Annotated in this window: 25 protein-coding genes and 1 tRNA gene; 15 read left to right on the top strand and 11 right to left on the bottom strand. The window is 71.7% G+C overall.

Going from position 1 to position 23,448, the window contains the following annotated elements; all coding sequences use genetic code 11:
• Positions 1-44: 44 nt before the first annotated feature.
• Positions 45-1,466: a UDP-glucose/GDP-mannose dehydrogenase family protein gene (locus AB0K00_RS10920; protein WP_363518534.1), complete on the bottom strand. Its 1,422-nt coding sequence runs from the start codon at positions 1,464-1,466 to the stop codon at positions 45-47.
• 205 nt (positions 1,467-1,671) lie between these two features.
• Here AB0K00_RS10920 and AB0K00_RS10915 point away from each other — a divergent pair, with 205 nt between their 5' ends.
• The 5 genes from AB0K00_RS10915 (at position 1,672) to AB0K00_RS10895 (ending at position 5,621) form a co-directional block, all read left to right on the top strand.
• Complete coding sequence (locus AB0K00_RS10915; RefSeq protein ID WP_363518532.1) at positions 1,672-2,820, top strand: acyl-CoA dehydrogenase family protein; 1,149 nt, start codon at positions 1,672-1,674, stop codon at positions 2,818-2,820.
• Between the two features lie 207 nt (positions 2,821-3,027).
• The gene (locus tag AB0K00_RS10910) at positions 3,028-3,588 is read left to right on the top strand and encodes a Uma2 family endonuclease (protein WP_363518530.1); all 561 of its coding nucleotides are present in this window, start codon (positions 3,028-3,030) and stop codon (positions 3,586-3,588) included.
• A gap of 247 nt (positions 3,589-3,835) precedes the next feature.
• The gene (locus tag AB0K00_RS10905; protein WP_363518528.1) at positions 3,836-4,249 is read left to right on the top strand and encodes a hypothetical protein; all 414 of its coding nucleotides are present in this window, start codon (positions 3,836-3,838) and stop codon (positions 4,247-4,249) included.
• Between the two features lie 128 nt (positions 4,250-4,377).
• Positions 4,378-4,866 carry a SigE family RNA polymerase sigma factor gene (locus AB0K00_RS10900; RefSeq protein WP_363518526.1) on the top strand — a complete coding sequence of 163 codons (489 nt, stop codon included), beginning with the start codon at positions 4,378-4,380 and terminating at the stop codon, positions 4,864-4,866.
• Between the two features lie 2 nt (positions 4,867-4,868).
• Positions 4,869-5,621, top strand: coding sequence for a hypothetical protein (locus AB0K00_RS10895; protein ID WP_363518524.1), 753 nt, complete (start codon positions 4,869-4,871; stop codon positions 5,619-5,621).
• A 93-nt stretch (positions 5,622-5,714) separates the two neighbouring features.
• Here the strand turns inward: AB0K00_RS10895 and AB0K00_RS10890 are convergent, their stop codons facing one another.
• Entirely contained in the window at positions 5,715-6,419 is a 705-nt protein-coding gene (locus tag AB0K00_RS10890) for a hypothetical protein (RefSeq protein WP_363518522.1), read from the bottom strand.
• Between the two features lie 144 nt (positions 6,420-6,563).
• Between AB0K00_RS10890 and AB0K00_RS10885 the strand changes: the two genes are divergently transcribed.
• Complete coding sequence (locus tag AB0K00_RS10885; RefSeq protein ID WP_363518520.1) at positions 6,564-7,700, top strand: histidine kinase; 1,137 nt, start codon at positions 6,564-6,566, stop codon at positions 7,698-7,700.
• Positions 7,697-8,350, top strand: a complete 654-nt coding sequence (locus AB0K00_RS10880; RefSeq protein ID WP_363518518.1) for a response regulator transcription factor — start codon at positions 7,697-7,699, stop codon at positions 8,348-8,350. The genes AB0K00_RS10885 and AB0K00_RS10880 overlap by 4 nt, the downstream gene beginning before the upstream one ends.
• A 60-nt stretch (positions 8,351-8,410) precedes the next feature.
• Here the strand turns inward: AB0K00_RS10880 and AB0K00_RS10875 are convergent, their stop codons facing one another.
• Together AB0K00_RS10875 and AB0K00_RS10870 are read right to left on the bottom strand one after the other, a co-directional pair.
• Positions 8,411-9,184: a hypothetical protein gene (locus AB0K00_RS10875; RefSeq protein ID WP_363518516.1), complete on the bottom strand. Its 774-nt coding sequence runs from the start codon at positions 9,182-9,184 to the stop codon at positions 8,411-8,413.
• A 43-nt stretch (positions 9,185-9,227) separates the two neighbouring features.
• Positions 9,228-10,046: an SDR family NAD(P)-dependent oxidoreductase gene (locus AB0K00_RS10870; protein ID WP_363518514.1), complete on the bottom strand. Its 819-nt coding sequence runs from the start codon at positions 10,044-10,046 to the stop codon at positions 9,228-9,230.
• A gap of 105 nt (positions 10,047-10,151) precedes the next feature.
• On the opposite strand from AB0K00_RS10870, the gene AB0K00_RS10865 reads away from it, so the two are divergent.
• Positions 10,152-10,526, top strand: a complete 375-nt coding sequence (locus AB0K00_RS10865) for a helix-turn-helix domain-containing protein (protein ID WP_363518980.1) — start codon at positions 10,152-10,154, stop codon at positions 10,524-10,526.
• Positions 10,527-10,626: 100 nt separating this feature from the next.
• Here the strand turns inward: AB0K00_RS10865 and AB0K00_RS10860 are convergent, their stop codons facing one another.
• Together AB0K00_RS10860 and AB0K00_RS10855 are read right to left on the bottom strand one after the other, a co-directional pair.
• Positions 10,627-11,505, bottom strand: a complete 879-nt coding sequence (locus AB0K00_RS10860) for a hypothetical protein (RefSeq protein ID WP_363518512.1) — start codon at positions 11,503-11,505, stop codon at positions 10,627-10,629.
• Positions 11,502-12,026 carry a SigE family RNA polymerase sigma factor gene (locus tag AB0K00_RS10855; protein WP_363518510.1) on the bottom strand — a complete coding sequence of 175 codons (525 nt, stop codon included), beginning with the start codon at positions 12,024-12,026 and terminating at the stop codon, positions 11,502-11,504. The genes AB0K00_RS10860 and AB0K00_RS10855 overlap by 4 nt, the downstream gene beginning before the upstream one ends.
• 101 nt (positions 12,027-12,127) lie before the next feature.
• On the opposite strand from AB0K00_RS10855, the gene AB0K00_RS10850 reads away from it, so the two are divergent.
• Positions 12,128-12,201 (top strand) — tRNA-Met (locus tag AB0K00_RS10850).
• Between the two features lie 152 nt (positions 12,202-12,353).
• Here AB0K00_RS10850 and AB0K00_RS10845 read toward each other — a convergent pair.
• Positions 12,354-12,557, bottom strand: coding sequence for a cold-shock protein (locus AB0K00_RS10845; protein WP_327008300.1), 204 nt, complete (start codon positions 12,555-12,557; stop codon positions 12,354-12,356).
• Positions 12,558-12,867: 310 nt separating this feature from the next.
• Here AB0K00_RS10845 and AB0K00_RS10840 point away from each other — a divergent pair, with 310 nt between their 5' ends.
• Both AB0K00_RS10840 and AB0K00_RS10835 read left to right on the top strand, forming a co-directional pair.
• The gene (locus tag AB0K00_RS10840) at positions 12,868-13,995 is read left to right on the top strand and encodes a glycosyltransferase (protein ID WP_363518508.1); all 1,128 of its coding nucleotides are present in this window, start codon (positions 12,868-12,870) and stop codon (positions 13,993-13,995) included.
• Positions 13,996-14,189: 194 nt separating this feature from the next.
• Positions 14,190-15,275: a glycosyl hydrolase 53 family protein gene (locus AB0K00_RS10835; RefSeq protein ID WP_363518977.1), complete on the top strand. Its 1,086-nt coding sequence runs from the start codon at positions 14,190-14,192 to the stop codon at positions 15,273-15,275.
• On the opposite strand, the gene AB0K00_RS10830 is transcribed toward AB0K00_RS10835, so the two are convergent.
• A complete protein-coding gene (locus AB0K00_RS10830) occupies positions 15,247-15,975 on the bottom strand; it encodes a DeoR family transcriptional regulator (protein ID WP_363518506.1) in 729 nt (242 codons plus the stop codon). The two genes, AB0K00_RS10835 and AB0K00_RS10830, sit on opposite strands and share 29 nt — an antisense overlap.
• Position 15,976: 1 nt before the next feature.
• Positions 15,977-17,944 (bottom strand): beta-galactosidase, encoded by a 1,968-nt coding sequence (locus tag AB0K00_RS10825; protein ID WP_363518505.1) that lies wholly within the window; start codon positions 17,942-17,944, stop codon positions 15,977-15,979.
• A gap of 177 nt (positions 17,945-18,121) precedes the next feature.
• Here AB0K00_RS10825 and AB0K00_RS10820 point away from each other — a divergent pair, with 177 nt between their 5' ends.
• From AB0K00_RS10820 to AB0K00_RS10805, 4 genes are read left to right on the top strand one after another with little or no spacing between them, the layout of a single operon-like run.
• Positions 18,122-19,423 (top strand): extracellular solute-binding protein, encoded by a 1,302-nt coding sequence (locus AB0K00_RS10820; protein ID WP_363518503.1) that lies wholly within the window; start codon positions 18,122-18,124, stop codon positions 19,421-19,423.
• On the top strand, positions 19,420-20,337 hold the full coding sequence (locus AB0K00_RS10815) for a sugar ABC transporter permease (protein WP_363518501.1): 918 nt from the start codon (positions 19,420-19,422) through the stop codon (positions 20,335-20,337). The genes AB0K00_RS10820 and AB0K00_RS10815 overlap by 4 nt, the downstream gene beginning before the upstream one ends.
• Positions 20,334-21,170 (top strand): carbohydrate ABC transporter permease, encoded by an 837-nt coding sequence (locus AB0K00_RS10810; RefSeq protein ID WP_363518499.1) that lies wholly within the window; start codon positions 20,334-20,336, stop codon positions 21,168-21,170. Before AB0K00_RS10815 ends, AB0K00_RS10810 begins: the two co-directional genes overlap by 4 nt.
• 20 nt (positions 21,171-21,190) lie before the next feature.
• The gene (locus AB0K00_RS10805) at positions 21,191-22,207 is read left to right on the top strand and encodes a LacI family DNA-binding transcriptional regulator (RefSeq protein ID WP_363518497.1); all 1,017 of its coding nucleotides are present in this window, start codon (positions 21,191-21,193) and stop codon (positions 22,205-22,207) included.
• Here AB0K00_RS10805 and AB0K00_RS10800 read toward each other — a convergent pair.
• Both AB0K00_RS10800 and AB0K00_RS10795 read right to left on the bottom strand, forming a co-directional pair.
• The gene (locus AB0K00_RS10800; protein ID WP_363518495.1) at positions 22,204-22,593 is read right to left on the bottom strand and encodes an SRPBCC family protein; all 390 of its coding nucleotides are present in this window, start codon (positions 22,591-22,593) and stop codon (positions 22,204-22,206) included. The genes AB0K00_RS10805 and AB0K00_RS10800 overlap by 4 nt on opposite strands.
• Before the next feature lie 32 nt (positions 22,594-22,625).
• Positions 22,626-23,432, bottom strand: a complete 807-nt coding sequence (locus AB0K00_RS10795) for a sigma-70 family RNA polymerase sigma factor (RefSeq protein WP_363518493.1) — start codon at positions 23,430-23,432, stop codon at positions 22,626-22,628.
• Positions 23,433-23,448: the final 16 nt, after the last annotated feature.

The raw sequence follows: 23,448 nt of genomic DNA, 5'->3' as shown, positions 1-23,448 counted from the left end.
GACGTGTCGCGAAAGCGAAGCGCCCGTTCGGGAGATTCCGTCGCTTAAGCGACGACGGGCTTTCCCATGCCGCGGTACTCCCAGCCGGCGGCGACCCAGACGGATTGGTCGAGACAGTTTCGCCCGTCAATGACCCGCTTGCCCGCGACGAGGTCGCTGAGCGTGTTGGGGTCCGCGTTGCGGAACTCCTCCCACTCCGTCAGCACGCAGACCAGGTCGGCGCCGGCGACGGCGTCGGTGAGGGTCTTGGCGTAGGTCACCTCGTCGACGTCGTTGCGGGCGTTGTCCATGCCCTCCGGGTCGTAGACGGTGACGTCGGCGCCGGAGCGGGACAGCTTGCGGACCACCGACAGGGCCGGCGAGTCGCGCACGTCGTCGGAGTTGGGCTTGAAGGTGGCGCCGAGCACGGTGATCCGGGTGCCGGCCAGGTCCGGGCCGGCCGGGCCGTAGCCGCGGCCGAGCAGCTCCGCGGACAGCTGCACGATCTTCTGCCGGCGGCGCTGGTTGATCAGGTCGACCTCGTGCAGGAAGCGCAGCGCCTCGCCGACGCCGAGCTCCTGGGCGCGGGCCTGGAACGCGCGGATGTCCTTGGGCAGGCAGCCGCCGCCGAAGCCGACGCCGGCGCGGAGGAACTTGTTGCCGATGCGGGCGTCGTAGCCGATCGAGCGGGCGAGCTGCGTCACATCGGCGCCGGCGGCCTCGCACACCTCGGCCATCGCGTTGATGAAGGAGATCTTGGTGGCGAGGAAGGCGTTGGCGGCGACCTTCACCAGCTCGGCCGTGGCGAAGTCGGTGACGACCACGGGGACCTCGCGGTCCTCGGTGAGCGCCAGGTCGAACACGCCCTTGTGGGCGGCGTAGAGCATGCCGGTGGCCCACTCGCTCTTCACGCCGAAGATGATCCGGTTGGGCCGCAGCACATCCTCGACGGCGACGCCCTCCTGCAGGAACTCGGGGCTCCACGCGACCTCGACGCCGAGCTCGGCGGGGGTGTGGCGGCGCACGAGCTGCTCGATCCACTCGGCGGTGCCGACCGGGACGGTCGACTTGCCGGCGATCAGCGCCTTGCGCTTGAGCAGCGGCGCGAGGTTGGTGACGGCGCTCTCGACGTGGGAGAGGTCGGCGGCCATGCCGTCGGGGCGCTGCGGGGTGCCCACACAGATGAAGTGGACGTCACCGAACTCGGCGACGTCCTCCCACGAGGTGGTGAAGCGCAGCCGGCCGGCCGACAGGTTCTTGCGGAGCAGCTCGTCGAGGCCGGGCTCGTGGATCGGCACGTCGCCGCCGGCCAGCTTGGCGATCTTCGCCTCGTCGACGTCGAAGCCGAGCACCTCGTAGCCCAGTTCGGCGAAGCAGATGGCGTAGGTCGCGCCAAGATAGCCGGTGCCGAGGAATGTCAGCCGCGGGCGGGGTGCGCCGGAGGGCGCGGCTGCTACGGGTGGGGTGCTCGGGTACGCGATGGTCACGCCTGTGTCTCCGCTCTGTTCCCGTTTCCGCAAACACCCGCATAGCGGACATTTGTGGCGTATAGGGCCGGGTGTTGCCGACGTTGCTCCGGCGAGAGTAGTCCCTCGCCGCCGACCGCGCCTTCGGCTCCGTGGTTACTCGTCGGTATGCTCACACTCGAAGGCACCTGAACGGCGGTTTAGGACATTTCTTCGAGGGGGCGTCGTGTTCGAGGTTTATCAACTGCCGGAGGAACATCTCGCGATCCGTGAGGCCGTGCGCGCGGTGTGTGACGGCAAAGTAGCGCCGAACGCCGCCGCGGCCGACGAGAACAGCGAGTTCCCGCAGGCCTCCTACGACGCCCTGCGGGCCGCCGACTTCCACGCCCCGCACATCCCCGAGGAGTACGGCGGCGCCGGCGCCGACGCCCTCGCGACCGCCATCGTCATCGAGGAGGTCGCCCGCGCCTGCGCGTCCTCGTCGCTGATCCCCGCCGTCAACAAGCTCGGCACGATGCCGCTGCTGATCGCCGGCTCCGCGGCCCTGCGGCAGCAGTACCTGCCCGCGGTCGCCACCGGCGCGGCCATGTTCTCCTACTGCCTGTCCGAGCCCGACGCCGGCAGCGACGCCGCCGGCATGAAGACCCGGGCCGTGCGCGACGGCGACTCCTGGGTGCTGAACGGCGTCAAGCGCTGGATCACCAACGCCGGCGTCAGCGAGTACTACACGGTGTTCGCGGTCACCGACCCGGCCGCCCGCTCCCGCGGCATCTCCGCCTTCGTCGTGGAGAAGTCCGACGAGGGGGTCAGCTTCGGCGCCCCGGAGAAGAAGCTCGGCATCAAGGGCTCCCCCACCCGCGAGGTGTACCTCGACAACGTCCGCATCCCCGCCGACCGCATGATCGGCGAGCCGGGTACCGGGTTCGGCACCGCCATGCAGACCCTGGACCACACCCGGGTGACGATCGCCGCCCAGGCCCTCGGCATCGCCCAGGGCGCCCTGGACTTCGCCCTCGGCTACGTGCAGGAGCGCAAGCAGTTCGGCAAGGCGATCGCCGACTTCCAGGGCATCCAGTTCATGCTCGCCGACATGGGCATGCAGCTGGAGGCCGCCCGCCAGCTCACCTACGCCGCCGCCGCTAAGTCCGAGCGTGGCGACAAGGACCTCACCTACTTCGGCGCGGCCGCGAAGTGCTTCGCCTCCGACGCCGCCATGAAGATCACCACCGACGCGGTGCAGCTGCTCGGCGGCTACGGCTACACGAAGGACTACCCGCTGGAGCGCATGATGCGCGACGCGAAGATCACCCAGATCTACGAAGGCACCAACCAGGTCCAGCGCATCGTCATGGCCAGGCAGCTGCTCAACGGATAACCTTATGCATTTTCGCAGCTCAGGACGCATTCGCCAGCGACCTTTACGTATCCGATGTCATTCTGGCGAAATCCTGGCCTCCAGCTGCATCATTGCAAGTATATCAATGTAGATCCTCCACTATGGACACGTAGTTGACCTCGACTGCATGTAGCGCACCGTTACGGTCGGACGGCCAGTCGACGAGCTAGTCGGTAGCATGGACGTATGAGCGCGGAGGCCGTTGGCAGACACATGCCTGCCATCATCACGCTCGACGACCTGGCCGCGATGATCTCTGCCGACACGCACGGCCGTCGGTATGAGACCAGTCCTGAGGGAGTGCTCTCCGTCGTGCCACCCCCCGACAGCGAGCACGCCGTTATTGCCACACGTCTGATGCTGTGGCTCGGCCTCGCCGGCTGGCCCGCCGAGCAGCTGATGCAGGCCGCCGGTATCCGCATCTCCGGTCCAGATGGCGACGGCGGCCGAATCCCCGACCTGACGGTGTGGTCACGACCTCAGCAGCATGCCGTATGGCTGGCCGTGACCGATCTTCTGCTCGTCATCGAGATCATGTCGCGTGGCTCCGAGGCAACCGACCGAGTCATTAAGGTCGACGAGTACGCGGCGGCGGGAATCCCGCAGTACTGGACCGTGGCCCGCGACTCGGCACAGACCGTGACCCTGTACACGCTGGGACCGACCAGTCAGTACGAACGAGCGGCACAGATGCCCCTCGCGTGGCTGCTCCAGACGCAACCCGGGGATCATCTTTCTCGAGTGTGACCACGAGCCCGCGCTGTGCAGTGCCCCACCTCCATCTCATACCTATTTCGCACATGGCACAGCGGTGTGTGAAGTAGGTATGAAGCCAAACTTTTCTCTTCAACTGGCTGCGCCGTCAGCTGGAGAGGCTGGTGCAAGGCAGCGAGCGCGCTCTGTGCGGGAGTCCGGCGGCGATGAGCTGATCCATCTACGGATCACGGGGACTGATCGACCGCCAAGACGTTGAGGTCCCACTGCCGGGCAGCCGTTGCCATTCATCCCGGCCGACCCGGTTCCAATTACACTGCGCGGCGGTGCGTCGTTCCTGATCAGCCGGCAGGATCCGCAGCTGCGGCAGCTGCGGCTCGACGAGTTCAACGGTTGGATCGCCGAGCAGCCCGCGGTGAAGTCCAGCGGGTACATCGCGTCGGTCTTCGACGTGCCGAACCTGGCGATCACCGTGCTGTGGTTCGGCGGCGACTCCGCGTTCCGGCAGCAGATCGCGGCCGAGGGCGCCCGGCGCGGTATCACGGTCCGGTTCGAGGCGCGCAAGCAGAGCCTGGCGCAGACCGAGGCGGCGGCGCGGGCGCTCGTCGGCCTCGTCTGCAGCGACACGGTGTTCCTCACCGCCATGCGCACCATCGTCAACGCGCAGCCCGGTGCGAGCCTGCGGGTGTACTGACCCGGCGAACCGAACGAACCGGCGCGGGGCGGTGCGGTGCGATCCGGCCGTCCCGGATCCGGCGTTCAACATCTCGGGCCCGTGGCAGCGTTGACAGTACGGGCAGCATCGACACGAGAGGCGCGCGGTTGACGTTCGAGGAGTTCCTGGCGGCCGAGCTGCCCGGGCTGACGCGGTTTGCGGGAGCGCTCACCGGTGACCGGGCGCTCGCCGAGGACGTGCTCGCCGACGCGTTGCTCGCGGTGGGCGGGCGGTGGAGCCGCATCGCCGGGATGGACCAGCCGCTGGCGTATGTGCGCCGGGCGGTCGTCAACACCTTCCTCTCCGAGCGGCGCAAGGCCGCCCGGCGGCGCACGGACCCCGTCGGCGACCACGCGCTGCTCGACCGGGCGGAGCCCGACCCCGGTGATGCCGTCGCCCGACGCGACCTCGTCGAACGGCTCCTCGCCGGGCTGCCGCCCCGGCAACGCGCCACCGTCGTCCTGCGGTACCTGCTCGACCAGACCGACGAGGAGATCGCCGAGGCGCTGGGGTGCTCCACGGGCACCGTGCGCTCCCACCTGTCGCTGGCCCGGTCCACCCTGCGGCTGGCCGCGAACGCCGAACGGAGCCTGTGACCATGGACGTCGAGGAACTGCGCGGCGCGCTGCTGCAGCACGCACCCGGGCCGGACGCTGTCCTGCTGCGGATGGCGGCGAAACGACAGGTTCGGCGCCGGTGGCGGCTCGCCGTGGGTGGGTCGGTCGCGGCCGCCATCGCCATCGCCGGGCTCGTCGCGGTGCTGGCCTGGCCGGGCGGGTCCGATCCGGCGCCCGCCACCCGGGCCGCCGGGTCCGCCACGCCCGCGGCGAGCGCCGCGGCGGCCGCCGACGGCTGCGTCGTCATGTCCCTGGCCGAGACGTTCGCGCAGGCCCGGCAGGCCGGTGCGTCGATCGTCCTCGCGCACGGCACGCTGACCGGGCGCGGCACCGCCGACCCGGAGGTCCAGGCCGAGATGGTGCTCGACACCGTGGAGACGCTCGCGGGGCCGCCGGTGGCCGAGCGCACCGCGGTGTGGGTGTCCACCGCCAGGGGGCCGGCCGGTCCGATCCCGGGGGCCGACGCCGGCTCGCTGTGGGCACCGGACGGGGCGCTGTTCGGCATCGTCTGGCCGCAGTCGGCCACCAACTGGCCGACCGGCACGACGCTGCGGGTCGCGCCGGTCGTCGACCGGCAGGTCATCCTCAGCAACGCCGGCTGCTGGGGCACCGAGGGCACGCCCTTCACCGGCAGCCTTGCGGAGGTGCCCGGCTCCGAGTCCTACGCCCGCGCGGCCCGGACCGGCTTCACCGCCGTCGCCCTGGACACCGTCCGGCGCGCGGCCGCGGGCTGACCGCACGGCACGTCACGCCGGCGACAACAGCCCCGGCCGCGGGCCGGCCGCACCGCACGTCACGCCGGCGACAACGCCCCGCCGCACGGCACGTCACGCCGGCGACAACAGCCCGGCCGGGGCCGTGGTGCGCAGCAGCCGCCAGCCGGCGACGGCGTGGAAGCCGAGCAGCGCGAAGACCCCCGCCGCGGCGGCCGGGGAGCCCGGGTCGGCCAGCATGACGACGGCGGCGCCAAGGCCGATGCCGCCGAGCAGCACGCACGCGGTACCGGTGACCCGGCCGAACGCAGGATCCCGGCGCATGGCCACGCCGAACAGGACGACCCCGGCCGGCATCACGAGCAGGCCGGTCAGCAGCAGCGCCTCGAACAGCCCCTGCGTCGCGTGCCACAGCTGGACCAGCGTCGCCTGGTCCGCCGTGGTCACGCCGGCGGCGTGGTACCGGTCGGAGAGCCCGCTGGTGACGGCGTGCGGGATCGCCCCGGCCGCAACGATCGTCAGGCCGACGAGGTGCAGCCCGGCGCCGAACAGCGCCGCCGCAGCGGCGGTGCGGCGCAACCGGTCCGCGAGGGCCAGGGCGAGCGGCACCCACAGCAGCAACGCCAGCAGGTACAGCCCGTTCTCGACCGTGCGGGCCACCCTGACCTCGGGGAACCGGGCGATCGCGCCGGCCGGCCCGTCCGGCTCGGGCCCGACGAGGATCCCCACGATCGCGAAGACCACCACGAGCAGCACCCCACCGGCGATCCCCGCCAGGCCGCCCCACCGGTCCGTGCGCTGATCCCGTACTTCCACCATGACGCTCTCCCACCTGCTGGTCCGAGTCGATCCGGCGACCAGGATGCGGTGGCGGCGGCGGGCGGCGCTGGTGCCGAAGGTCGGCGATCGCGGACATACTTTGGTCGGTGGCGGGGCTGAGCGGCGCTGCCGTACGGTGCGAGCGTGGTTGAGCCGCGCACCAGGCGCGACTGGGCCGTCGACGTGCTGGGATTCCTGCTGTGCGCCGGGTTCACCGCCGTGACCCTGCTCGACGGTCTCGACCGGCAGCTCGCGGCGGCACCGGTCTTCGTGGAGGCCGCCCTCGGCGGGCTGGCCGTCCTCGGGTGGTGGCTGCGCCGGCGGTGGCCGGTCGGGTTCGCGGTCGCCGCCGGGCTGCTCGGTGTCTACTCGGTGAGCGCCGCCGCGATCACGCTCCTCGGGCTGTTCGTCGTCGCGGTGCACCGGCGCTTCGCCGTCGCGTGCCTCGTGGCCGCCGGCTGCGGTGTGGTGTCCTTCCTCACCCCGCTGATCCGGCCGGACCTGCCGGGACCGAGCGTGGCGCAGGGCGTCCTCGGCGTCGCGTGCGTCGCCGCGGTGCTCGCCTGGGGCATGTACGTGCGGTCGCAGCGGCAGCTGGCCGCGTCCCGCCGCGCCCGGGACGCCGCCGCGCAGGAGCTGCGGGTCACGCAGGCCCGGCAGCTGGAGCGGGACCGCATCGCCCGGGAGATGCACGACGTCCTCGCGCACCGCATCTCCCTCGTCAGCCTGCACGCCGGCGCCCTGGAGCTGTGGCCGGACGCGCCGCCGGACGAGGTCGCGCGGGCCGCCGGGGTGATCCGCGAGAGTGCCCACCGCGCGCTGGAAGACCTGCGCGAGGTGCTCGGCGTGCTGCGTGCCGGTCACGGTGACGACGTACCGGAGCGCCCGCAGCCGACCCTCGCCGACCTGCCGCTGCTGGTCGACGAGTCGCGGCAGGCCGGGACCCGGGTGGTCCTCGACTGCCGGGTCGAGGACCTCGGCGCCGTGCCGGAGGCGATCGGGCGGACCGCGTACCGGGTGGTGCAGGAGGGGCTGACCAACGCCCGCAAGCACGCCCGCGACGCGGAGGTCAGCGTCGCCGTGCGGGGCACCACCGCCGACGGCCTCACCGTCGAGGTCAGCAACCCTTGCCCGCCCGGCGCCGCGACCGCCGTCCCGGGCGCCGGTGCCGGCCTCATCGGGCTCACCGAACGCGCCGGTCTCGTCGGCGGCCGCCTCGAACACGGCCGCACCGCGACCGGCCGGTTCCACCTGACCGCGTGGCTGCCGTGGCCGGCGTGACCCGCCCGGTCCGGGTCCTCGTCGTCGACGACGACGCCCTCGTCAGGGCCGGCCTGCGCATGATCCTCGGCCGCGCACCCGGCATCGACGTGGTCGGCGAGGCGGCCGACGGCGCCGAGGTGCCCGCCGCCGTCGACGCGTGCGCCCCCGACGTGGTGCTCATGGACATCCGGATGCCGAGGGTCGACGGCCTCGCCGCCACCGAACGGCTCCGCGCCCGGCCCGCCCCACCCGAGATCATCGTGCTCACCACGTTCGACGCCGACGAGTACGTGCTGCGCGCGCTGCGCGCCGGGGCGAGCGGCTTCCTGCTCAAGGACACCCCGCCGGCGGAGATCCTGCGGGCGGTGACCCGGGTCGCGGCCGGCGAGCCGATCCTCTCCCCCTCCGTCACCCGGCGCCTCATCGCCCACCTCGACGACCCCGGCGGCGGCGCCCGCCGGCACCACGCGCGGGCCGTGCTCGACCGGCTCAGCCCGCGGGAACGCGAGGTCGCCGACGCCGTCGGCCGGGGCAGCTCCAACGCGGAGATCGGCGCCGAACTGTTCATGGGCGTCGCCACGGTGAAGATGCACGTGTCGCGCATCCTCACCAAGCTCGACCTGAACAACCGCACCCAGCTCGCCATCCTCGTGCACGACGCCGCCTGACACCGGGCCGGCCGCTGCTGTCGCATCGGGTGCGACCGGGGCAGAGCCGGCGCACCGCGGTCAGGTGGCGGGGCCGTCGGGTGGCGGGCCGTCCCAGTGCCATCCGTCCAGCGCCTGGCTGAACTCGCCGCGGGCGCGCTCGGGCAGCAGGTCGGCGAAGAGGGCCTTGGGCAGCGGGCGCGGCTCGGCCGGGACGATGTCGATGACGAGCGGCCGGACCCGGGCCTTGCGGTACGCGGCGAGCTTGTGATGCCCGTCGAGCAGGTAACGGCCGGCGCCGCCGGGTGGGCCGACCGCGACCAGTGCCGGCCGGATCCCCTTGGCGATCCTGGCCCAGTGCTCCTCGATGGTGCCCATGCCCGGGGGCGGCCAGCGGTCGGTGGCGAGGATGGAGTCGTCCTCGTCGCGGTAGCCGGGGTACCAGCCGAACCAGTCCGCTTCGACCCGGTCGAACACCGTGACCTTCGGCGACATCGTCCGGGCCGACACCAGGTACCGCCCGTTGCAGAACAACCGCAGCAACGGCAGCAGCGGCTCGGCCCGCAGCCCGTGCACCCTGTCCGCCGGCGCCGGGCCGCGCCGGGCCCGCTCCACCCGTAGCCCGGGCTCCGAAAGCCAGTCGCGCAGGGCGCTCAGCTCCGCCGGTCGCGGCGCGTCCCATCCGGCGTTCCCGGCCCGCGCCGCCAGCTCACCCACGCTGCCGTGGCAGTCGTAGGCGTGCACCCAGACCGGCGCCCCGGACAGGTACAGCACGCTGGCCATCGCGTTGCCGAGCACCTCGACCACGCCGAGCCCGTCGGCGACGTCGACCGTCAGCGGCGCGGTGTGCGTCATCGCACCATGATGGACCACCGCCGCCTGCGGGCCGGCCCTCGGATCAAGGTACGTCGATCGGCGCGGCGCCCCTGAGCAGGTCGGCGGTGGCGGCGGCGAGGCGGGTGGCGGCGGCCGGGTCCAGGGTCGGCAGGTCGAGAGGTACCGGCCGGCCGCGGTCGATCGCGGTGAGCGGGGCCGCCGGTGGCGTGTCGATCCAGTCGACGACCGGCCGCACGGACTCGCTGACAGGGCGGGCCGCGACCGCCGCCAGCGCGCGGATCGTCAGGCGCAGCGGGGCGGGCAGCGGGCCCAGGTCGCCGCTGCGGGTGAAGCCCGGGTGGTAGAGCACGTAGCGCGCCCGGGAGCCCGAGGTCGCGGCGAAGTCCACACCCAGCAGGTCGTTGGCCCGGCCGGCCTGCAGTTGGGCGGTGATCATCCGGTACCGGTGGCGCAGCTGCAGATCGTCCCAGTGGATCGAACCCTTGGTGGTGCCGACGCCGGCCACGTTGACGATGACCGGGTTGGGTGACCGGTCCAGCGCGGGTCGCAGGCCGTGGCTGAGCAGGTGGCGGCTGAGGTAGTACAGCGCGAACGTCGCCTCCAGGTCGTCCACCGTGGACACCCGGTGCGGGGCCTGCCGGTTGGCGAACAGGGCCAGGGCGTCGACGACCGGCCAGCGGTCGAGGATCTCCGCGATCACGCGCCTGGTCTCGGCGATCGAGGTGAGGTCGGCCCGCAGGAACGTGACCGCGTCGCCCAGCGCCCGCCCCTTCGCCGGGTCGCTGCCGATCGCGACGACCTGGTCACCGCGGGCGAGGCGGGCGAGCACGAGGGCCCGGCCCATGCCGTTGGTACCACCACTGACAACCGTCACGCCCACGCTGTCCTCCTGGTTACGATCGGTGCGTACCCCCATCGTCGGTAACCGTCGCGAAACGCGGAAGAAGGCAGTTGCATGTCGGCAGCGAACACCGGTGTGCCCTCCATGCTCAGCCACCGCCTGCCCGACCCGGTCCCGGCGGCCGAATACGAGCAGTGCCCGGTCACCGACGTCCTGCGCCGGGTCGGCGACAAGTGGACAGTGCTCGTGGTGGTCCTGCTCGGGCAGCGGCCGTTCCGGTTCAACGAGCTGCACCGCGGCATCGAGGGGATCAGCCAGCGCATGCTGACCAGGACGTTGCGCGGTCTGGAGACCGACGGGCTGGTCCTGCGCACGGTGCATCCGACGGTGCCGCCGAGCGTGGAGTACCGGCTGACGCCGCTGGGCGAGAGCCTGCTCCGCCCGCTGTCGGCCCTCGCCGACTGGGCCGTGGTGCACCAGCCGCAGATCGCCGCGGCCCGGCGGTCAGTTCAGCCCTGACCGCGCGACCGCTCTTGGACGGCCCGGCGCTGCCCCATGGCGAAGGACTCTCGCGGTAGAGCGTGCGCCGGGACCGTCCAGAGCATCGTGGGCGGGCAGGTCAGTTCGCCGGGACGACGTCCGTCGGGCGGTCGACGTGGACCGGGACGCCGTAGTCGGACAGCTCGAGGGTGGCGCGGAAGGTGCCGGTGTCGAGGCGGCCCTTCGCCGTCGACTGCCAGGTGCCGGCGAGGGTCACCTTCGCGATCCGGCCGTCACCGTTGACGACGACGTCGCCGGCGGTGGTCGACGAGCCCAGGTTCGCCTGGGTCGCGTACTCGAAGTGCAGGGTGCCGTCGGGATTCTGCGTGACGGTCGCGTTCGCCTGCTGAAGGGCCTTGAACAGCGCCGCCGGGTCCGGGGCCGCCGCGCCGAGCACGGTGTCGGCCTCGCCGTAGAGGGACAGGTGCTCGTGCGTGCCCGGGTACTGGCCGTAGCGGCCGTAGGTCTCGCCGGGTCCTTTGTCCGGGGGCAGGGGCGTGAGCGGTGGTTCGCCGCCCATGTACCGGACGCCGTCGATCAGCAGTTCGACCATGACCGAGTCGTCCTGCGGGCAGCGGACGTAGCCGGTCGCGGCCAGCGGGTCGAAGGCACCTTCGCACGTGCGGGCCGCCGCCCCCGTCGCGGTGCCCGTGACCAGCTTCATCCGGTAGCTGATGTTGTCGCTGGCCGCGGCGGCCTTCGACAGCCGCAGCGAGGCCGGCGCCTCGGCCTGCACGGCGGGCTGGTCCCGGGTGGCGCGACCGCCGCCGGCGGTGAGGCCCACGGCGAGGACCCCGGCGAGGCCGGCGACGCCCAGGGCGTACCCGGTGCGGATCACCGCGGTGCGGCGGCGGTGCCGGCGGGTCGCCCGACCGACCACGGCGGCGCTGTCGACGGCGAGGTCCGCGACGTGCTCGCGCATGCCGGCGGCGAGCTGCTGTTCAAGGTCGATGCTCATCGCTGCGCTCCACTGGAGAGGGGAAAAGGCTGGAGGTCCCAGGTGGCCGTGAGCTCGCGGAGGCGGGACAGGCCCCGCGAGGCGGTGGACTTGACGGTGCCGACGGAGCAGCCGAGCACGTCGGCGGCCTCGGCCTCGCTGAGCTGCTCCCAGTACCGCAGCACCAGCACGGCACGCTGCCGCGGCGGCAACTGCGCGAGGGCCTGCATCAGTGCCTGCCGCAGCGCGACGGTGTCGGCGGCGTCGGGCTGGCCCTGCGGCTCCGCGTGCGTGAACACCTCGGGCCGCCGCCGGCGCAGCCGCCACTGGTCGACGGCGAGGTGATACATGGTCCGCCGCAGGTACCGTTCGCGGTCCTCGCGGACTCGGCCCCACGAGCGCATCAGCCGTTCGAGGGCGCCCTGCAACAGGTCCTCACCCGCCGCTCGGCTGCCGGTGAGCAGCACCGCCGTGGCGAGCAGCGCACTGCCACGCTCGGCGACGAGGGCGTCCAGCCCATCGAAGCTGCGTTTCCAGAACACGGGCTCTCCTTTCGTCGCGGTCAAGACGACGCCCGCGCCAGGAAGGTTGAGTGCCCCGCCGAGAAACCCCTAGCGCCCGTCAGGTAGGGTTGAGTTACCGACGCGGGGTGGAGCAGCTCGGTAGCTCGCTGGGCTCATAACCCAGAGGTCGCAGGTTCAAATCCTGTCCCCGCTACGACAGCACGGCGCGCGGCCCCTCGATCACGAGGGGCCGCGTTTTCAGTTTCCGGCCGGGTTCTCGAAGGACTGCCCGGGCCTGGGCGCGAAAAAGCTCACGTCACCCGCGGTGCGGATGCGTGAGCTTTCAGCCGTGGTTCAGCCGGTGGATCAGACGGGCCGGATGTTGGCGGCCTGGGGGCCCTTGGCGCCCTGGGTCACCTCGAACTCGACCCGCTGGTTCTCCTCGAGGCTGCGGAAGCCGCCCGTGGCGATGGCGGAGTAGTGCGCGAACAGGTCCGCGCCGCCGCCGTCCGGGGTGATGAATCCGAAGCCCTTTTCAGCGTTGAACCACTTCACGGTACCGACAGTCATGTGCTGCTCCTCGCAGGTTGATGGCGCCCACACCGTGTGGGCCCCGTGTCGCTGCGGCTGATTACCCTCATCCCAAGACAGGGCTGGAACGCAAAAAAGCGCCCAGGGTATCTGATACCCACCCAGGCGCTGGCAAAGTATGCGGAAACCAAAACTGCAACGCTTTGACTCTACCACGGCAAAAGCCGCCTACCGGCCAGAACGAGGGAACCGGACGAGGACTCATCCGCCCGGCGGGTGTACCGTGGCCCAGGAAGGTCCGGCCGTTTTCCATCCCTGGCGCCGAGCCCGCCGACGAAAGGTGGGCGCGGTGAACACGTCCTTTGGCCTGTTGAGCACATACCCGCCGACCCAGTGTGGCGTTGCCGCGTTCGCGGGGGCGCTCGGCACTGCGCTGTCCGCCGCGTCCGGCGTCGACCGGGTCGGTGTCGTGCGGGTCGTCGACTCGCCGACGTTCACGGACCGGCCCGAGGTGATCGCACACCTCCAGGCCAACGCGGCCGGTTCGGCCGAGGTCGCGGCCGCCGCGCTGGACCGGCACGACGTCGTGATCGTCAATCATGAGTACGGCATCTACGACGGCAACGACGGCGACGGCGTGCTCGAGCTGCTGCACCGCCTGCGTTCGCCCAGCATCATCGTGCTGCACACCGTGAAGCGCCGGCCGACCCCGCACCAGCAGTGGATCTTGGAGACCGTGGCGTCGCTCGCCGGTGCCGTGGTCATCACGACCGAGTCGGCCAGGACGCGCCTGCACGAGACGTACACGGTCGACCCGGCCAAGGTGCACGTCATCCCGCACGGCGCCCTGGTGCAGCCGGCGATCCGCACGGTCAGCTCCTCCGGTGAGCCCATGGTCCTCACCTGGGGCCTGCTCGGCCCCGGCAAGGGCGTCGAGTGGGCGATCGTCGGGATGCGCGAGGTCAGGCACCTGGCACCGCGCCCGCGGTATGTGATCTCCGGCCAGACGCACCCGAAGGTGCTCGCCGAGGAGGGCGAGTCCTACCGGCTGGGCCTGTACAAGAAGGTCCGGGCGTTCGGCGTGGCGGACCTCGTCAGGTTCGAGCGCTCCTACGCGGACCCGTCGGCGCTGGCCCGCCTGGTCGACCGCGCCGACGTGGTGCTCCTGCCGTATGACACGACCGAGCAGGTGTCCTCCGGCGTGCTGCACGAGGCGGTCGCGGCGGGCAAGCCCGTCATCGCGACCCCGTTCCCGCACGCGGTGGAGCTGCTCGGCACCGGCGCGGGCCTGCTCGTGCCGCACCGCGACGGCGCCGCGATCGGCGCCGCGCTCAAGCGGCTGCTCACCGACCCGGACCTGGTGGCGGGCATGCGCGCCGAGGCGCTGCGGCGCACCGCCGGCGCCGACTGGGACACCATCGCCACGCGCTACCTTGCCCTGGCGGCGGCCCTGCAGGACGCCACCTCCAAGGCCTGACGGCCCGCACCCACGGCACCGCCCTCCGGGGCGGTGCCGTGGGTGTTTCTTCCGTGAACGCTCCCGGAAATGCTACGGAGCTAGCGGCGCATCTGGATCCTTGACATGGGTCTATGGACGATCTGAGACTGGGAGCGTTCACGGAACAACACCCCAAAGGAGTTCCTGTGCGCCGAAGTCCCCGCCTTGCCGCCCTGTTGGGCACGCTCCTGCTGGGCACCGCCGCCCCAGCGCTGATCCCGGCCGCGCCCGCCGTCGCGGCCACCACCCTCACCATGCGCGGCGCGGACGTCTCGTCCCTGCAGCGCAGCCTCGACCTGGGCGCCAAGTACTACAACGCGGCCGGCACCGCCGCCGACCCGCTCGACGTGCTCAAGGGCGCGGGCGTCAACTACGCCCGGCTCCGCATCTGGAACAACCCCGCCAGCGGCTACAACAACCTCGCGAAGGTGCTGATCGACGCCAAGCGGGTCAAGGCCAAGGGTCTCGCGCTGATGGTCGACTTCCACTACTCCGACACGTGGGCCGACCCGGGCAAGCAGTACAAGCCGGCGGCGTGGGCGAGCCACGGCATCGCCGCGCTGCAGACCGACGTCTACAACTACACGTACCAGGTCTGCACCGCCCTCAAGAACCAGGGCACCACGCCGGACAGCGTGCAGATCGGCAACGAGATCAACGTCGGCATGCTGTGGAACGACGGCAAGGTGGTGAGCAACAACTTCACCAACCTCAGCCTGCTGCTCAAGGCCGGCTACAACGCGACCAAGGCGTGCAACAGCGGCACGAAGGTCATCATCCACACGGCCGACGCCGACAGCCAGGCCAACGCCCGCTGGTTCTACGACGGCATCACCGCCAAGGGCGTCGTCTGGGACATCACCGGGCTGTCGTACTACTGCATGTGGCACGGCACGCTGTCGAACCTGGGCACGGTCATCACCGACGTGCGGACCCGCTACGGCAAGCCGGTGGTCCTGGCGGAGACGGCGTACCCGTTCACCACCGCCAACGCCGACAGCCAGGCCAACTCGGTGAACAGCACGTGCTCCGGCTACCCGGCGACCTGGAGCGGGCAGGCGGCCAACTTCACCGCCGTGCAGAACACCGCCCGCAGCGCCGGCGCGGTCGGGGTCTTCTACTGGGAGCCCACCTGGTACGCCATCCCCGGCAACGGCTGGGACCCGGCGAACATCAACGGCACCGGCAACCAGTGGGACAACATGGCGGTCTTCAACTGGACCGGGCAGGTCAACCCGAACGTGGTCTGGACCCCGTAGCGGGCTGCAGGAACACGGCGGCGGTGGCGCGCTGGATCAGGGCCAGGTCGGTCTGGGCGGCCAGCGCGTCACCGGTTGTCGCCGGGTCCCGCAGCTCCACGAACGCCAGGTCGAGGTTGAGCTGCGCCAGGGTCGCCTGGGTCAGCGGGCCGGCGTGGCTGCCGCTGGGCGTGCGGACCCCGCCGACGAGCACGACCACCGTCGCCCGGTTGACGACCGCAGCCGCGACGGCGGGCACAGGCGTGACCACGGTCAGCCCGCGCACGTCGTCGAGCAGGCCGGCCAGGCCGATCGCCGCCGCACCGCCCGAGACGCCGATCGCCATGCCGGGCGTGACCAGCGCTGCCGCCTCGCTCAGCCCGGCCACCCGCCGCGCCACGTAGACGTCCCCGTCCGTCGGCGGCGTGATCACCGGCTCGGCCACGAGGATCGCGGTACGGGAGCTTCCACGCACCTGGTGCGGCGCCACCGCCCGCAGCGCCGTGCGCACCTCGGTGCGCACCGCCGTGCGGACGTCCGCCCGGACGGCGACCGCACCTCCGTGCACCCGGCGCACCAGGCCCTGGTCGGCGAGGGCCGACAGGTCGCGGCGGATGGTGGGGATGGACACCTCGAAGCGGTGGCTCAGCTCGCGGAGGCTGACGCCGCCCTGCTCGCGGGCATCGGCGAGGATCTGGGCACGGCGCAGGTCGCTGAGCACGTCACCCCTCCTCGATCACGGCGACGGCACCGGCCTCGACGGTGACGCCGTGCACCTCGACCGGGGCATCGCCGTGGTTTATCGCGAAGAGGAACGGCGGCCGGCGCACCACCTCGACGGTGTCCGGAAGGTCGGGACGGGCGTCCAGCCCGGCTCCGTCGTACACCTGCCGCAGCAGACGCCCGAGATCGCTTCCGGCGAGGCGGGTGGAGACATACCAGGCGGTGCCGCGCCCGTGGGCGTGTCGCGTGACGGCGGGGCGGCCGGGTGCCGGACCATCCACATAGGACAGCACCGGCGTCGCGCCGGTGAGGACCACGTCCTCCGCCCAGACGTCGCAGGTCGAGCCGTCGCTGAGCGCGACCCGCTCGCCCGCGCGCAGCGGCAGGAACTCCTCGACGGTGAGGCCGAGCAGGTCCCGCAGCGCACCCGGATAGGGCCCGTCGGGCACGGTGTCGTTGGCGTCGACGACGCCGGAGAAGTACGACACGAGCAGCGTCCCGCCGTCGGACACGTAGGCGTCGAGGTTCTTCGCCGCGGCCTCGGTCGTCAGGTACAGCGTCGGCACCACGACGAGGCGGTAGCGGTTGAGATCGGCCTCGGGGTGCACGAAGTCGACGGTCAGGTGGTCGCGCCACAACTGCCCGTAGTAGGCCTCGACCCGCTCCCGGAACCGCAGGTCGACCGACGGGCGCCACTCCAGCTCGAGAGCCCACCACGACTCCCAGTCCCAGACGACGGCGACGTCGGCCGCGACCCTGGTGCCGCGCAGCGCGCCGAGGCCGGCCAGGCGCCCGCCGAGCTCGGTGACCTCGCGCCAGATCCGGGTGCCGGTGCCGCCCTGCGGCAGCATCGCGGAGTGGAACTTCTCGGCGCCGAAGCGCGAGGCCCGCCACTGGAAGAACAGCACCCCGTCGGCGCCGCGGGCCACGTGCGACAGGCTATTGCGGGCCAGTTCGCCGGGGCGCTTGGCGATGTTGCGGGGCTGCCAGTTGACCGCGCTGGTCGAGTGCTCCATCAGCAGCCACGGCGCGCCGCCGGCGAGGCTGCGGGTGAGGTCCGCGCACATCGCCAGCTCCACGTGCCGGTCGTCGCGCTCCGAGGACAGGTAGTGGTCGTTGGCGACGATGTCGACCTCGCCCGCCCACTTCCAGTAGTCCAGCCATTTGCAGTTGGCGATCTGGAAGTTGGTGGTGATCGGCACGCCGGGCGAGTGCGCCCGCAGCACGTCGCGCTCGCGCCGGTAGTTGGCCAGGTGCGTGTCGGAGCAGAAGCGCAGGTAATCCAGCTGCTGGGCGGGGTTGACCGCGGTCGGCGCGACCCGCGGCGGCTCGATCTGCGCCCAGTCGCCGTAGCGCTGGCCCCAGAACGTGGTGCCCCAGGCGGTGTTGAGCGTCGCCAGGTCGCCGTGCCGGTCGCGCAGCCAGTCGCGGAAGGCGGCCGCGCACGTGTCGCAGTAGCAGTGCGCGTTGACCCCGGCGAACTCGTTGTGCACGTGCCACAGCGCGACGGCCGGGTGTGCGCCGTAGCGCCGGCCGAGCTGCTCGGCGACCGCGGTGGATGCCCGGGCGTAGTCGGGTGAGCTGGGGCAGAAGCTCTGCCGGCCGCCCTGGCCGAGGACGTGCCCGGCGCGGTCGACGAGCCGGGCGCCGGGGTGCAGGTGCGCGAACCAGGGCGGCGGCGCCGCGGTCGGGGTGGCCAGGTCGACCCGGATCCCGGCGCCGTGCAGCAGGTCGAGGGCGCGGTCGAGCCACTCGAACGTGTAACGGCCCTCGTCCGGCTCGATCAGCGCCCAGCTGAAGATCCCGATGCTGACGAGGTTGACCCCGGCGACCCGCATGAGCTCGACGTCCTGCGCCCAGATCTCCTCGGGCCACTGCTCCGGGGCGTAGTCACCGCCGTAGGCGATCGCGTCCAGCCCGCGTGGATACGGCCACCCTAATGGCCGCGGCTGCTCCGCTTGCGCCATCTGCTGCTCCCTACCGTGAACGTTCCCAGGCCCCGTTGTGGTCAAGTATCGCATGTTCTACCGGTCGAATTCAGGTAGGCGCAATGTCTTGACACCGTGCATAGCACGGCCAAAACTGTGAGCGCTCACGGTCGTTCACCCCCGTCATTTCGACGACGATCGCAGTTGGAGACCCTCATGAAGCCGAAGATCCGCGCATTCCTGCTCGCGGCCACGGCCGGCACGCTCCTGCTCTCCTCCGCCTGCGGCTCCGGTGGCGACGACGCCACCGAGGCCGGCGGCAAGGTCGAGCTGACCTTCTGGTCCTGGGTGCCCGGCATCGACAAGGTCGTGGCGCAGTGGAACACCGCCCACCCCGACATCCACGTCACGGTCAGCAAGCAGGCCCAGGGCGACGAGGAGGTCACGAAGGTCCTCACCGCCAACAAGGCCGGCAACCCGCCGGACCTCTTCCAGGCCGAGTACCAGGCGCTGCCGACCCTGGTCAGCAACGGCGCCGCGGCCGACCTCACCAAGTACGCCGGCGACGCCAAGTCGAAGTTCGCGCCCGGCGTGTGGAGCACGATCACGCTCGGCACCGACGCGGTCTACGCCATCCCGCAGGACTCCGGGCCGATGATGCTGTACTACCGCGCCGACCTGTTCAAGGACCTGGGCCTGCAGGTGCCCAAGACCTGGGAGGAGTTCGGGCAGGTCGCCAAGCAGGTGAGGCAGAAGGACCCGAAGCGCCGTCTCACCACGTTCTCCGCGGGCGACCCCGGCTGGTTCGCGGGCCTCGCCCAGCAGGCCGGCGCCCAGTGGTTCGGCGTCAGCGGCGACACCTGGTCGGTGCACGTCGACGACCCGGCGACGAAGAAGCTCGCCGACTACTGGAGCGGCCTGGTCGCCTCCGGTGACGTGGACAGCCAGCCGATGTACACCCCCGAATGGAACAAGGCCCTCAACGACGGCACCCTGATCGCCTGGCCGAGCGCGGTCTGGGGACCCGGCGTCCTGTCCGGCAACGCACCCGACACGGCGGGCAAGTGGGCCATCGCCGAACTGCCGCAGTGGGCCGCCGGCGAGCACAAGACCGGCAGCTGGGGCGGCTCGTCCACGGCCGTCGCGGCCAAGAGCAAGCACATCGCGCAGGCCACCCAGTTCGCCGTGTGGCTCAACACCGACCCCGCCGCCGTCACCGGCCTGATCACCGAGGGCGGCATCTACCCGGCCGCGACCGCCGCGCAGTCCGGCGGCGCCCTGGCCAAGCCGCCGGCGTTCTTCAGCAACCAGCCCGAGTTCTACACCCTCGCCCAGCAGTTCGCGGGCACCGCCGCCGGCGTGACGTGGGGCCCGAACGTCAATGTCACCTACGCCACGTACAAGGACGCCTTCGCCAAGGCCATCACGGGCAAGACCGCCTTCGGTCCGGCCGTGGACCAGATGCAGAAGGCCACCGTCGACGACCTGAAGAAGAACGGCTTCAAGGTCTCGGGATGACACGACGCTCGGTGCGTACGGCGCCCGCCCGGGTGCCGTACGCCTTCCTCAGCCCGGCCATCGTGCTCTTCGCCGTCTTCATGGTCGTGCCCATCGGGTACACCGTCTACCTGTCGCTGCGCCGGGTGAAGGTGTCCGGGCTGGGGCTCGGCGCGGCGGCCCGCAAGGAGTCCTTCGCCGGCCTGGCCAACTACCGGGCCGTGCTGGACGACGACGAGTTCTGGCGCAGCGCGCTGCGGGTGCTGATCTACGGCGGGCTGCTGGTGCCGACGATGCTCGGCCTCGCGCTGCTCTTCGCGCTGCTGCTGGACCTGCCCAGGGCCCGGGCGCGGCGCTTCTCCCGGATCGCGATCTTCCTGCCCTACGCGGTGCCGGCCGTGATCGCCAGCCTCATGTGGGGGTTCATCTACCTGCCGTCCGTCGGCCCCGGCCAGTGGCTGCTGGTCCAGGCCGGCGGCAACCCGGTGAACCTGCTCGGCCCCACCACGATCTACTTCTCGGTCGCGAACATCGCCGTGTGGGGCGGCACCGGGTTCAACATGATCGTGCTCTACACCGCGCTGCGGGCGGTCCCCACCGAGATGTACGAGGCGGCCCGCATCGACGGCGCGACCGAGGCGCAGATCGCCTGGCGGATCAAGATCCCGATGCTCACCCCGGCGCTCATCATGACCTTCGTCTTCTCCCTCATCGCCACCCTCCAGGTGTTCAGCGAGCCGACGACCCTGCGCCCGCTGACGAACGCCCTCCCGTCGAACTGGACCCCGCTGATGAAGATCTACCAGGACGCGTTCGCCCGCGACGACATCCACTCGGCGGCCGCCGCCTCGGTCGTACTCGCCCTGGTCACGCTGCTGTTCTCGTTCGGCTTCCTGCAACTGGTCCAGCGCCGCGCGTTCGGGGCCGAGCAATGAACCCCCGCCGTCCTGCGTGGCTGTCCACGGCCGTGCTGCTGATCGGGGCGCTCTACTGCCTGCTGCCGATCGTGTGGGTGATCACCGCCGCGTCGAAGACCAACGCGGAACTGTTCCACAGCTTCACCCTCGCCCCCGGCACCGCGCTGCTGGACAACATCGGCGAGCTGTCGAACTACCAGTCCGGCATGTACTGGCGGTGGATGCTGAACACGGCGTTGTACGCCGGCGTGGGCGCGCTGCTGTCGACCGCGGTGTCCGGGCTCACCGGGTATACCCTGGCGAAGTACCGGTTCCCGGGCCGCTCGACGGTCTTCAACGTCCTGCTCGCCGGGGTGCTGGTGCCGGCCGTGGTCCTCGCCATCCCGCAGTACCTGCTGCTGGCGAAGTTCCAGCTCACCGACAGCTACCTGTCGGTGCTGCTGCCCAGCGTGCTGAGCCCCTACGGCATCTACCTCGCCCGGATCTACGCCGCCGCGGCGGTGCCCGACTCGCTCATCCAGGCGGCCCGCACCGACGGCGCCGGCGACCTGCGGATCTTCGCCAGCATCGCGGTGCCGTCGATGGTCCCCGGCCTGGTCACGGTGTTCCTGTTCCAGTTCGTGGCGATCTGGAACAACTTCCTGCTGCCGTTCATCATGCTCACGTCCGACGATCGGTTCCCCGTCACCGTCGGGCTCTACACGATGCTCAACCAGGGCAACACCACGCCCGCGCTCTACACCCTGGTCGTCACCGGGGCGCTGCTGTCGATCCTGCCGCTGGTCGTGCTCTTCCTGACCCTGCAGCGGTACTGGCGGGTGGACCTGCTGTCCGGAGCAGTAAAAGGCTGACGCTGGTGCAGAATGTCGACGTGCCCGAACCACGTCGCCGCCCCGCCCGCCGTCCCACCATCAACGATGTGGCGGCGGCGGCCGGGGTGTCCCGGGGCACCGTGTCCCGGGTCCTCAACGGCGGCCACGACGTCAGCGACGCCGCCCAGGAGGCGGTCGAGAAGGCGATGCGCAAGACCGGCTACGTGGTCAACCAGCATGCCCGCAGCCTCGTCACGCAGCGCTCGCAGTCCGTCGCGTTCATCCTGTCCGAGCCGCAGGACCGGCTCTTCGAGGACCCGAACTTCAACGTCCTGCTGCACGGCTGCACCCAGGCGCTCGCCAAGCACGACATCACGCTGCTGCTGACCCTCGCCAGCAGCCTCGAGGACCGCAAGCGCCTCGGGCGGTACCTGACCGGCGGGCACGTCGACGGCGCCCTGCTCGTCTCCACGCACAGCGGCAACCCGCTCATCCCCGAGCTGCTCAGCCGCGGCCTGCCCGTCGTCGCCTGCGGCAAGCCCCTCGGTTACGAGCGGCAGGCGGCCTACGTGGCCGCCGACGACCGCGACGGCGCGAACCAGATGGTCACCTACCTGCGCTCCGTCGGCCGCCGCCGGATCGCCACGATCACCGGGCCCCTCGACACCCCCGGCGGCATCGAACGGCTCGCCGGCTACCGCGAGGCGCTCGGCGAGTCCGACCCGGCCCTGATCGCGCACGGCGACTACACCCGCGCCGGCGGTGAGGCGGCGATGCGCCGCCTCCTGGAGCAGGCCCCCGACCTCGACGCGGTCTTCGTCGCCTCCGACCTCATGGCCGCCGGCGCGATCACGTCGCTGCAACTGGCGGGCAAGCGGATCCCCGACGACGTCGCCGTGGGCGGCTTCGACGACAGCCAGGTCGCCCTGACGACCCAGCCGCCGCTGACCACGGTGCGCCAGTCCTACCCCCGCATCAGCGCCGAGATGGTCCGGCTCCTGCTGAGCCTCATCGACGGCGAGAGCCCCGCCGCCGTGATCGTCCCCACCGAGCTCGTCGTGCGTGAGTCCGCTTAGCTCTCCAGGATCCGCTTCAGCGCGACGAGGTCGGCCTGGACGGCGGCGCAGTCCCGGTCGAACTCCTCGTCGGTCATCTCCGGCCGGCGGCGCACGCTGAAGACGACCTCGCTGCCGTCGCCGTCGACCGTCACCCGCATCGGGTTGTAGAACGTCTGCCCCGACGGCACCGTCACGTGGTGGTCCAGGACGCCGAACGGGTTGTCGGGCGCCCAGTCGAGCAGGATCCGTCCCATGTCCGAGTCGGCGACCCACTGCCCGTCGACCAGCTCGACGGACTTGAGCAGGCCGGGCGCCCACGTGGGCAGGTTCACCGGGTTCGACGCGTAGGCGTAGACGTCCTCGGCCAAGCGGTCGATGTGGGTACTGACATGCCGCGACTCCATGACCCCATCGTCGCGCACGCGGGTGCCGGTTGTCAGACCCGCGCGGGCTCGGCGGCCATCCCGGCGCGGAGCTGCTCGATCGCCCGCCGCAGCAGCCGCGAGACGTGCATCTGCGACATGCCGAGCTCGGCCGCGATGCGCTCCTGGGTCATCTCGTCCGCGAACCGCCGTACCAGGATCTGCCGCGATTTCGGTGGCAGCGCGGCCACGAGCCGCCCGAGGACGCCGTTGGACAGCCGGTCGTCGACCCGGTCGAGGCGGGCGTCGAGGAAGCCGACCCGGTCCAGCAGCTCGGTGTCCTCGGCGGCGGAGCGGGGCGCGTTGAGCGAACCGAGCCGGAAGACCCGCGAGGCGTTGACCGCGTCCGCGAGCGTGCCGGCGTCCACCCGGAGGTGGGTGGCGAGCTCGACCCGGGTCGGGGTCCGGCCGCGCAGCTGCTCCAGGTGGCAGGTCGCCACCCGCAGGTCGGCGCCGAGCTGCTGCGCGCCGCGCGGCACCCGCAGGTCCCAGACGCTGTCGCGGAAGTGCCGCTTGAGCGCGCCGACGATCGAGGGCACCGCGTAGCCCACGAACGGCACGAGCCGGGCCGTGTCGAAGCCGTCGACCGCCCGCACCAGGGCCAGGGCGGCGACCTGGGTGAGGTCGTCGAGCTGCTCGCCGCGGCCCGCGTACCGCCTGGCCAGCCGGTGGGCCAGGGGCAGCATCGCCTCGACGGCGCGGTCGCGCAGCTCCGCCCGGTCGGGGTGCCCGGCAGGCAGCCGGTCGCGGGCGCGCAGCAGGTCCTCCACGGCCAGTGGCGTGGCGGTGGAACGGATGGTGGGTGTCGTGAGCAGGGTCATGAGGTTCACCGCCCCC

Source organism: Dactylosporangium sp. NPDC049525 (assembly GCF_040676755.1).
Taxonomy (GTDB): Bacteria; Actinomycetota; Actinomycetes; order Mycobacteriales; family Micromonosporaceae; genus Dactylosporangium.
The sequence above is the reverse complement of the archived record's forward strand: the minus strand, read 5'-3'. Positions and strand labels throughout refer to the sequence as shown.